Source organism: Jiella avicenniae (assembly GCF_021390325.1).
Classification (GTDB): Bacteria; Pseudomonadota; Alphaproteobacteria; order Rhizobiales; family Rhizobiaceae; genus Jiella; species Jiella avicenniae.
Genome location: NZ_JAJUWU010000014.1, coordinates 108,645 through 119,055 on the forward strand (window position 1 = coordinate 108,645; position 10,411 = coordinate 119,055).

9 protein-coding genes are annotated in these 10,411 nt (G+C 64.0%); 5 read left to right on the top strand and 4 right to left on the bottom strand.

The genetic code is table 11. The annotated features are described in order from the left end of the window. Positions 1–32: 32 nt before the first annotated feature. Complete coding sequence (phaR, locus tag LZD57_RS14060; protein WP_233720111.1) at positions 33–638, bottom strand: polyhydroxyalkanoate synthesis repressor PhaR; 606 nt, start codon at positions 636–638, stop codon at positions 33–35. 396 nt (positions 639–1,034) lie between these two features. On the opposite strand from phaR, the gene LZD57_RS14065 reads away from it, so the two are divergent. The 4 genes from LZD57_RS14065 to LZD57_RS14080 all read left to right on the top strand — a co-directional run bounded on the left by LZD57_RS14065 (position 1,035) and on the right by LZD57_RS14080 (position 4,758). Beyond that, entirely contained in the window at positions 1,035–2,219 is a 1,185-nt protein-coding gene (locus tag LZD57_RS14065; RefSeq protein ID WP_233720112.1) for an acetyl-CoA C-acetyltransferase, read from the top strand. A gap of 45 nt (positions 2,220–2,264) precedes the next feature. After that, positions 2,265–3,161 carry a patatin-like phospholipase family protein gene (locus LZD57_RS14070; protein ID WP_255699959.1) on the top strand — a complete coding sequence of 299 codons (897 nt, stop codon included), beginning with the start codon at positions 2,265–2,267 and terminating at the stop codon, positions 3,159–3,161. A 90-nt stretch (positions 3,162–3,251) separates the two neighbouring features. Then, positions 3,252–3,977 carry an acetoacetyl-CoA reductase gene (phbB, locus tag LZD57_RS14075; RefSeq protein WP_233720114.1) on the top strand — a complete coding sequence of 242 codons (726 nt, stop codon included), beginning with the start codon at positions 3,252–3,254 and terminating at the stop codon, positions 3,975–3,977. A gap of 424 nt (positions 3,978–4,401) precedes the next feature. Then, positions 4,402–4,758, top strand: coding sequence for a PepSY domain-containing protein (locus LZD57_RS14080; protein WP_233720115.1), 357 nt, complete (start codon positions 4,402–4,404; stop codon positions 4,756–4,758). Positions 4,759–4,990: 232 nt separating this feature from the next. Here LZD57_RS14080 and LZD57_RS14085 read toward each other — a convergent pair whose 3' ends face one another. After that, positions 4,991–7,489 carry a DUF1217 domain-containing protein gene (locus LZD57_RS14085; RefSeq protein ID WP_233720116.1) on the bottom strand — a complete coding sequence of 833 codons (2,499 nt, stop codon included), beginning with the start codon at positions 7,487–7,489 and terminating at the stop codon, positions 4,991–4,993. Positions 7,490–7,670: 181 nt separating this feature from the next. Here LZD57_RS14085 and LZD57_RS14090 point away from each other — a divergent pair, with 181 nt between their 5' ends. Next, positions 7,671–7,997, top strand: a complete 327-nt coding sequence (locus LZD57_RS14090) for a hypothetical protein (RefSeq protein ID WP_233720117.1) — start codon at positions 7,671–7,673, stop codon at positions 7,995–7,997. Between the two features lie 357 nt (positions 7,998–8,354). Here the strand turns inward: LZD57_RS14090 and LZD57_RS14095 are convergent, their stop codons facing one another. Together LZD57_RS14095 and LZD57_RS14100 are read right to left on the bottom strand one after the other, a co-directional pair. After that, the gene (locus LZD57_RS14095; protein ID WP_233720118.1) at positions 8,355–9,458 is read right to left on the bottom strand and encodes a Gfo/Idh/MocA family protein; all 1,104 of its coding nucleotides are present in this window, start codon (positions 9,456–9,458) and stop codon (positions 8,355–8,357) included. Between the two features lie 114 nt (positions 9,459–9,572). Continuing rightward, positions 9,573–10,358: a ThuA domain-containing protein gene (locus LZD57_RS14100; protein WP_233720119.1), complete on the bottom strand. Its 786-nt coding sequence runs from the start codon at positions 10,356–10,358 to the stop codon at positions 9,573–9,575. Positions 10,359–10,411: the final 53 nt, after the last annotated feature.

Below are 10,411 nucleotides of genomic sequence, written 5' to 3' on the forward strand. Positions count from 1 at the left end.
CCGGCAAGCTCTCGGGAGGCGCCGCCCGGGCCTCAGGCGTCCTTCTTGTCGTCCAGCGCCTCGAGCCGCTCCTGCATGCGCTGGAGCTGCTCGCGCATCGCCTTGAGATCGTCGTCGCGGGTCTGACCGCCGAGGCCGTTGGCGCTGTGCTCGCCCGTTCCAGGCTCGGGCTCGCCCATCGCGCTGGCGACGAAGGGGTTGAACATCGTCATCGCCTTGCGGAACATCTCGGTGTTCCGCCGGACCTGCGCTTCCATGATCTTCATCGGCGTCTGGGTCATGGCGCCGGACATCTGATCGCGAAACGCCTCCTGCTCCTTGGCGAAGGCCGACATCGAGTGTTCGAGATAGCCGGGGATGACCATCTGCATCTGGTCGCCGTAAAAGCGGATCAGCTGCCGGAGGAAGGCGATCGGCATCATGTTCTGGCCGCCCTTGTTCTCCTGCTCGAAGATGATCTGGGTCAGCACCGAGCGGGTGATGTCCTCGCCGGTCTTGGCGTCCTGAACGACGAAGTCCTCGTTGTTCTTGACCATGACGGCCAGGTTTTCGAGGGTCACGTAGGTGCTGGTTCCGGTGTTGTAGAGCCGCCGGTTGGCGTATTTCTTGATGACCGTCACTTCGTCGCTTCTGGCCATTGGCAACTCCTTCGAACCCGCCGACTTCGCAAAGCGCCGCGCTTTTGTGCGGACGCTCATGTGCGCCGCATAAATGATAGGCACAATTCGGCGTATATTCCAAATGGTTCTATGGTTCGCGGCTGCTTCGCAGACGCGAAACCGCCGAGCCCTGCCGCAACGGCTCTCCGGAGAGCGGTCCCCTGTCGGAAGGGCAGTCGAGCCTTGCCGTGGGCTCGAAAGGGCGAATGGCCGGACGGACGAGGCTTCGCCCGCCCCGGACCGGCCCCCGGAGGGATTGCGGCACGAGCGACGCGCGTCGCCCTTCCGACCCCGGCTTGACGAATGCAGCCCCTTTTGCCTTCGTGGCCGAGCCCTATCTGAAGGGCGAAGACGCGAACGGCGGAGGAAATGACAATGAGCAATACGCAATCCGTGGTGATCGTCGGCGCCGCGCGTACGCCGGTCGGTTCGTTCAACGGCGCCTTCGCGCAGGTTCCCGCCCACGAACTCGGCGCGGCCGCCATCAAGGAAGCGCTGTCGCGGGCCAAGGTCGACGCGGGCGAGGTGGACGAGGTCATCATGGGCCAGATCCTCACCGCCGCCGAGGGCCAGAATCCGGCCCGTCAGGCGGCGATGGCTGCCGGCTGCCCCAAGGAGACCACCGCTTGGGCGCTCAACCAGCTCTGCGGCTCGGGCCTTCGCACCGTCGCCATCGGCATGCAGCAGATTGCCATGGGCGATGCCAAGGTGATCGTCGCCGGCGGCCAGGAATCGATGTCGATGGCGCCCCACGCCGCCTATCTCCGGGCCGGGCAGAAGATGGGCGACCTGAAGATGGTCGACACCATGCTGAAGGACGGTCTGATCGACGCCTTCAACGGCTATCACATGGGCAACACGGCGGAAAACGTCGCCCGCCAGTGGCAGCTCACCCGCGAGATCCAGGACGAGTTCGCGGTGAAGAGCCAGAACAAGGCCGAGGCCGCCCAGAAGGCGGGCAAGTTCCAGGACGAGATCGTCCCCTTCACGGTCAAGGGCCGCAAGGGCGACACCGTCGTCGACAAGGACGAATACATCAAGCACGGCGTGACGATGGATTCGGTCGGCAAGCTGCGCCCCGCCTTCGACAAGGAAGGCTCGGTGACCGCCGCCAACGCCTCGGGCATCAATGACGGCGCCGCCGCAACCGTGCTGATGAGCGAAGCCGAGGCCGAAAAGCGCGGCCTGACCCCGATGGTCCGCATCGTTTCCTGGGCGACCGCCGGCGTCGACCCGGCGATCATGGGCACCGGCCCGATCCCGGCCTCGAAGAAGGCCCTGGAAAAGGCCGGCTGGTCGGTCGACGACCTCGATCTCGTCGAGGCGAACGAAGCCTTCGCGGCCCAGGCCTGCGCGGTCAACAAGGATCTCGGCTGGAACCCGGACATCGTCAACGTCAATGGCGGCGCCATCGCCATCGGCCACCCGATCGGCGCCTCCGGCAACCGCATCCTCAACACCCTGCTCTTCGAGATGCAGCGCCGCAACGCCAAGAAGGGCCTCGCGACGCTCTGCATCGGCGGCGGCATGGGTGTCGCCATGTGCTTCGAGAGGGTGTGATCTGGCGCCAGGTCGCCGGCAGAGAAACTTGAAAGGAGTGCTGATCTGCTCGAAGCCCCCTTCGAACAGCTCGTCTTTTCCGGCGGCGGCACGCGATGCTTCTGGCATGGCGGCTTCCTGGAAACGGTGCGCCGGCCGCTTGATCTGAAGCCGGAGCGCATCGCGGGCGTTTCCGGCGGCGCGTTGTCGGCCGCCTGCTTCATCGGCGACCGGGACGAAAAGCTGCTGGAGGTGATGGGCGCCGCCTTCGACGAGCGCGACTCCAACGTCTCGATCGACTGGAACGAGTTTGAGAAGAACGGTCTCACGCCACACCAGCAGATGTATCGCGAAGTGGTGCGCGAGACCCTCGACGACGAGGCGGTGGCACGGATCGCCGACGGCCCCTGTTTCGAGGTGCTGCTCGCCCATCCGCCGCACAGCGGCTTTCCGAAACTGACCACCTTCCCGATGATGGCGGCCTATCTCGCCGATCTCGCCATCCGCTCGACCCCGCATGTGGTCTTTCCCGAAAAGCTCGGCGCCCATCAGGAACTCGTCGACGCGCGGCAGGCGGCCCGCGACGGCATGCTGATCGACCTCATCTGCAACGCCGCCGTCATCCCGCCGGTGTTCAACCTGCAAGGCTGGAACGGCCGGAAGGTGATCGACGGGGGCATGACGTCGAAGGCGCCGATGCCGAGCGGCAATCGCGGTCGCACGCTCGTGCTCCTCACCCGCAAGTTCCGCAACATGCCGGAGCATCCGCACCGCGTCTATGTCGAGCCGTCCCGGGCCGTGCCGGCGGACAAGATCGATTTCACCGATCACGGCAAGATCCTCGCCACCTGGGACGCGGGCGTCGAGGACGGAAAGGCGTTTCGCCAAGCCTTCGGCGCGACCGCTCATCTGGTTGCGGCCGATTCCCGGACCATGCGCGCAAATCCCGCGAATTGCGGCTAGCCACGGCCGCTCGTCGCCCCTAGTCTCTCCCACGAAGGTTACCGTCGGCATCGATCAATCGCCCGGCGGGTCCATCGAAAGGGAGGACCAATGGCCAGAACTGCAATCGTCACGGGTGGTTCGCGCGGCATCGGCGCGGCAATCTCGAAGGCTCTGAAGGCCGCCGGCCACAACGTCGCCGCCACCTATGCCGGCAACGACGAGCGGGCGAACGCCTTCAAGGAGGAGACCGGCATTTCGGTCTACAAGTGGGACGTCGCGTCCTACGACGCCTGCGTCGAAGGCATCGCCAAGGTCGAGGCACATCTCGGCCCCGTCGACATCCTGGTGAACAACGCCGGCATCACCCGCGACGCGATGTTCCACAAGATGACGCCGGACCACTGGCAGGCGGTGATCAACACCAATCTCAACGGCCTCTTCAACATGACGCGGCCGGTCTGGGAGGGGATGCGCGCCCGCTCCTTCGGCCGGATCGTCAACATCTCCTCGATCAACGGCCAGAAGGGCCAGATGGGCCAGGCGAACTATTCCGCCGCCAAGGCCGGCGACATCGGCTTCACCAAGGCCTTGGCCCAGGAAGGCGCGCGCAAGAACATCACCGTCAACGCCATCTGCCCCGGCTACATCAACACCGACATGATGGCGACGATTCCGCCCGACGTCATGGAAAAGCAGATCGTCGCCAACATCCCGGTCGGACGACTCGGCGAGCCGGAGGAGATCGCGCGCTGCGTCGTCTTCCTCGTCTCGGACGACGCCGGCTTCATCACCGGCGCGACGCTGTCGGCAAACGGCGGACAGTATCTGGCCTGAAGCCCGGCGCAGGCGGTGCCGTCTCGTCCGCAGGGTAAGCGCTTGAAGGAAGCGCCCTCGGCGACGCTTCGATCTCCCCCTTTGCGGGGGAGATGGGTGGCAACCCAGAGGGGGGTGACGCGCCATCTTCGAACCGTTTGGTGCGGATTCGCACCCCTCTGCCTGCCGGCATCTCCCCCGCGAGGGGAGAGATCAGGCCCATCGCAGTCCGGCCCCAGTTTCAACCGGTCGCCCCCGGGTTCGTCCGATGCCGCCTGCGCCTCCTCCTGCGACCCGCGACGGAGAATTCCGATCCTGCCGGCACGACCGCGAAACTGTGGCTGTCATGCGACATTTCGCAGCGGAACCATTCGCAAAATCAGCAGTTTATCCTCCACTTTCATCCATCGTGAGCCGACTGGACCGTCGGCGGAGGAGACTGAGCATGCGCAGATCTTATTGGGCCCACGGCGTGATCGTGGCATCGGCTCTCGCGATGGCGACGCCGGCACTGTCACAGCAGATCCAGATCGGCCGTGACGGCGTCAGGATCGTTCCGCAGGAAGACATGCGGCGCCGCGGCGACCGCGACGACTATTATCGCCGGGACCATCGCCGCGACGTGCGCGAGGGCGTCTCCGAACGCGAGGCGATCCGCATCGCCCGCCGCCAGGGAATGCGCGACGTCGGAGCGGTGACGAAGACCCGGCAGACCTACCGCGTGGCGGGCACCGACCGCCGTGGCCATCGGATCAGGGTCGACATCGACCGCGACAGCGGCGCCGTCATCCGCGTCCGCTGACCGGAAAGGCGAGAAGAGATCGAGGACAGGCGGTGAACCCTAGGGTTCACCGCCTTTTTCGTCGGCCCGCGCGGGCCTGCTCCGAAACCCGGATGGCGCGGCCGATGTCGCAACGCCGAGGCGAGTGAAGGAGCGATGAGAGCGGTTCCCACCTGGCGCAGCGCCGTGACGCGTCACCACGTAGGGCGCCGGCCCGCCTCTGCCCGGTCGGATACCGCCCGTGCGGCGGCGATCAGAGGTAGGAGGACGAGCTGCCGAGGATCGCCAGTGCCGGGCTGGTGCCGGAACTCGTGTCGTTCGCCAGGTCGTACATGGCGAGAAACCGGTTGACCATGCGCTCGACATATTTCGTGTCGGACAACTGGTCGAGATCGATCTTCTTTCCCAGATTGCGTGCCTGCACGTCGATGTCGCTCGAGGAGAACTCGTCCGGCAGCCCGAAGGTCGTCTTGACGAATTCCAGGAGCGCGTCGTCGGCGAGGAATTCGTAGACATTCTCGATGTCCGCGGCCGAGCGCTTGAAATACAGCGCGAGACGTACCCCGTTGCTCTCGCCGCCCGCCTCCTCCTCCATCCTCTGCCGAAGATAGAGGTCCTGCGTGGTCAGCATGTCGGTGACCGACTGGACGCGCGTGGCGTCCCGCTCGATCGTGCCGTCGGTGTCGAAATTGAACGCGGCGGCAAATTCCAGATAGCGCTTGTCGCCGTATTTGCCGGCGACGCTGTCGGGGTCGGACAGATCGCTGGTCAGGATCGCCCGGATGTCGGCCTTCGTCAGTTTTTCGCCATCGAGGTCGAAGGCCTTCAGGGCGAAGGTCACGACGTCGCCATCGGCCAGGAAGTCGTCCATCGTCGCGACGCTCGGCAGGGCGACGTTGTAGGCGAGGATTCCGCGGGCTGCTTCGACGAGGTCGGTGTTGGTCCTCCCGAGCACCTTGCCGAAATAGGTCTCGACCATGCGCGAGCTGCCGTCGTCGTTGGTGGCGAGCGAGATCTTGCCATAGGCATCGACGTCGAAGGCCTGCGCAAGCGCCGTGTAGGCCGGTATCTTCAGCTTGTTGACGAAGCTGTTCGGATCGGAAAGGTCGCTCGTCAAAACCCGGCGGATGACGTCGGCGTTCTGGGTGTCGGGATTGAAGCCGATCGCCTTCATCGCATAGTCGAATGCAGTCTCGTCGGCGATGAATTCGTCGACCGTGGTGATCGAGCGCATCGCCGTCTTGAAGGCCTGGGAATCCTGGACGGCGGTGGTGACGGCGGCCTTGTCGTCGTCTTCGTCGACGCGCTCGAGGTAGCGGTCGATCGTGGCGCCCTGGGCGGTTTCGGTCTGGACGCGGCGAATGTCGGCAAGCTTGCCGTCGCTGCCGAAGTTGAAGGCGGCCGCCAGACGAACGTATCGGTCGTCACCGAGCCTTGCGGCATAGCTCGACGGGTCGGAGGGGTCGCTGCGCAGCACCCGCATGATCGTCGACTTGCTCGCCGTTTCCGGGTCGAGTCCGACGGCCTTCAGCGCGTAGTCGTAGACGGCGGCATTGGCGAGGAAGCCGGTGACGGTCGTGACGTTCTTGATGTTCGCCGCATAGAGCGAAGCGCTCAGCTTGTCGGCAGTGGCGGTGCGATTGGCGTATTTGTCCAGATAGCCCTCGGTCAGCGCGCCGACCGCGTCCGCGGTCTGGGCGCCGGCGCCGTCCGCGAGGCTCCCGTCCGTCTGGAACTGGAACATCCTGGCAAGGGCGATGTACTGCTCCTTGCGCGTCTTGTCGGTCGTCGTCGCCTCGGACATCTTGTTGACGACGCTTTTCGGGTCGGACAGGTCGCTGGTCAGGACGTTCCAGACGAAGGCGGGGGATTCGATCGAGGGATCGAGGCCGACCGACGTCAGCGCGACCTGGAAAAGCCGGGGGTTTCCGATGATGTCGTCGGCGGTCGCGACGTTGCCGATTTCGGCTTCGTAGTAGGAAACCTGCAGCGCGGCGGCTTGTGGCGAGACCTCGAGGCCCTTCTGCTGGTAGTACAGATAGGCCGTGCTGTTCCTCTCCGAAGCCGATTGCAGGCCATCGGCCGGCGCCCGGCCGTTCTCGTCGAAGGGCAACATCGCCGCCAGAAGCAGATAGCGGTCGTCGCCCTTCTTCGACATTTCGTCGGCCTTGGTGCCGGTGAGGACGTCGCGGATGAAGCTTTCCGAGGCGACCGAGGCGTCGATGCCCGCAGCCTCGAGGGCGACGGTGAACAGCTTCTCGTCGGCCAGGAACTGGCTGACCGTCGTGACCTTGCCGATGGTTTCCATGAAGTAGTTGGCATTGCCGGCGATCGCCTGCCCGGCCTTGACCCGGTGCTCCGAATAGCTCTCGACCATCACCTGCATCTGGGCGTTGGTCTGGGCGGCAGGCTCGGCCTTGGTGGTCGCCCCGCCGAAGCTGAAGGCCTTGGCGAAGTCGCGGTAGCGCTCGTCGGAAAGCTTGTTGGCGAAGCTCTTGGTATCCTCGAGATCGCTTTCCAGCACCTTGCGGATCAGCGCCCGGGAATCGATCTGGTCTTCCAGACCATAGGCCGTCATCGCATAGGAATAGAGCTTGTAGTCGCCCATGAACTCGTCGATGGACGTCACCTTGCCGATGTTCTCGCGATAATAGTCGGCGAGCCGCTTGTTGACGGGGTCGGCAGCGATGCGGTCCATCACCCGGGACTGATCGCGCGTATAGAGCTGGTAGGTCGTGAAGGTCGAAAGCATGGCCGTTCCACTGAGATGAACGCACGCGCGCCACTGCCACGCAGTGCCTGCACTGAGAACCCCCTCAAGCTTAAGAACTTATGATAAAGATTTCGTTAATTTTCCAACGCCTTCGCTATCACAGCTTCCAAAAGGCCAAGAATATGTTTATCATTTGTTCTAGAATTCGGACTGTTGGCCCATGAAAAAATCGATGCGATGGACGCTTGCGGTGGCGCTTTTTGCTGGTGGAATCGCAATTGCAGTTGCCGACGCTGAACTGCTTGGGGCGGTGTTTTGGTTTGGGTTGCTCCTCATCATCGCATCGCTACTCTGGCTGGCAATGGAGTATGCGACGATGAAAGACGAAAACGAAAAAGCAAACCCCCTATTCAGTATTAGGAAAGCGAAGCGTATCGTCTATGAAAATCACCGCATTTCCGAAGGTCGGCGCCATAGCGACATCGATGAGGTCGATGATTTAGATGCGCGCAACATCAAAGAGATACCCGCAGACAGGAAAACTTAGTGACATCAGCTGGAGTTATGTGGAGAGTGATATGGGAAGGATTGCAGCGCGCCTGAGTCACTTATATGCTCGAGGCTGTGAAACAGACATCGAACTTAGAGGTTTTGGCCCTGATCGGGATGCTGTCATTGACCATGTTCACCACTGGGGTAACGGGAGAATACTTGAGTGCGACGAAATAGGTGAATTACGAGCTACTAATATATTCGATTATGGAGACGCCAAGATGCGCTACGCAGGCGGGCGAAGGGAAAAGGGCAAGCGAGTGCATGCTGTGAAACTTCCTCCATCGATGCAGGCTCAGTTTGAACGGGACAAGCAACGTAGAGACTCCTTTGAGAGGGGTGCGTAAACCGATTACGCCGGCGGCAGCACCACGGGCAACATCCGCCGCTCCGCATCGGAGACGAAGGCGAGATCCAGGAGCTTCTGCACCTCGGCCGCATGGCGGAAATCCGGCTGGCCGTTGACGCCGGACAGAAGCGCCAGCACGAAACGGTCGGCGTTGCGCGGCGTCGGCGGGCATTCGACCGGGCGCCAGGTCTGGGTGTGGATGTCCTCGCCGAGACAGGCTTCGAGACTGGATTCGGTGGTGTTCGACCAGATCTTCAGCGCGCCCGTCGTGCCGTGGATCATCAGGTCGAGATCGTTGGCCTTGCCGGTGGCATAGCGGCTCATGTGAACGACGCCGAGGGCGCCGTTGTCGAACTCCACGGTCATCGCGCAGGAATCGTTGGCGTCGAGCGTATAGGCGCCGATGACCCCGCCTTTCGCCTTGTCGAAGGTCTTCAATCGGGCCTGCAGCGCGGCGATGCCCTGTCCGGACCCGTAGGTGACGAAGTCGAGGATGTGGACGCCGATGTCGCCGAGAACGCCCTTCGAGCCGTGGCCGGAGGAGAGCCGCCAGAGCCAGCGCTCGTCGGTCTGCCAGTCGCCCCAGTGGCTGCCGGTCAGCCAGCTCTGCAGATAGCTCGCATCGACATGGCGGACTTCGCCGATCTCGCCGGCCTCGACCATGCGCCGCGCCATCTGGATGGCATGGGCGTTTCGATAGGTGAGGTTGACCATGTTGATCAACCCGGCCCGTTCGGCCGCGCCGACCATCTCGAAGGCGTCCTCGGCATTCAGCGCCAGCGGCTTTTCGCAGAAGATCGCCTTTTCGGCGGCGATCACCTGAAGCGTCGTCGCCTTGTGAACGGCATCCGGCGTCGCGTTCACCACGGCGTCGAACTCGCCCCATGACAGAGCGTCGGCGAGATCGGCGAAAGGCCGTTCGATGCCGTGCAGCACCGCGAAGGCCCGCGCCCGCTCGGCATTGACGTCACAGGCCGCGACCACCCGGCAGCCGGGGATCGAGATGAAATGCTCGGCATGGCGATGGGCGATGGCGCCGGTGCCGAGGATCATGATCCGCTTTTCGCCGGCGGACGTCGCGCCCCCGGCGGGGGTTAGTTCGCTCATCATCGCAGGTGTCACCCGTTGGAAGGTCGATGGCTGGCGCTTCCGGCTCCCGCGCACGGACCCGGTCGTCGATTGCCGATCGGACGATCGGGTCCCGGAAGCCTCCTGCCGCGCCTAGCGGTAGCCCTGCTCTCCGGGCTTGTGCAGCGAGCCGCCCTTTCGCTCGATCTTCTCCGGCGCCTTTTCGACGGGCACGTTCGGCGCTGCCGATACGTCCGTCCAGGCGGCGGCCGGATTGTGGGCCCAGCGCACGGCATTGACGATCACGCGCTGGATCTGGGGGTTGTGGTAGATCGGATAGGTCTCGTGGCCGGGGCGGAAGTAGAAGATCCGGCCCGCGCCGCGCTGGTAGGTGAGGCCCGAACGGAACACCTCGCCCCCCTCGAACCAGGAGATGAACACGGTCTCCATCGGTTCGGGGACGAGGAACGGCTCGCCGTACATTTCGGCATTCGGCAGTTCGATCGAATGGCCCACACCCTGAACGATCGGATGGGAGCGGTTGACCGCCCACAGCCGCTCGCGCTCACCGGCCTCGCGCCATCGGAGCGAACAGGGCGTTCCCATAAGCCGCTTGAACGGCTTGGAGAAGTGCGCCGAATGGAGGACGATCAGCCCCATGCCCTGGTGGACACGCTCCGCCACCCGGTCGACGACCGCGTCGTCCACGTCGCCATGGGCCTTGTGGCCCCACCACAGCAGAACGTCGGCCTCGTCGAGCCGCTCCTGCGGCAGGCCATGCTCGGGCTCGGGAAGCGTCGCGGTCGACGCCTCGATGCCCTCCTCCTGGCCGAGGAAATCGGCGATCGTCCGGTGAATGCCGTCCGGATAGATCGCCTTGACGGTATCGTTGTGCCGTTCGTGAAAGAACTCGTTCCAGACGAGTGCGCGAATGGTCATTGTCGCCTCCCCAATTGACGGACGATCCGGCAGGGCCGTCGCAAGCTTCGCCC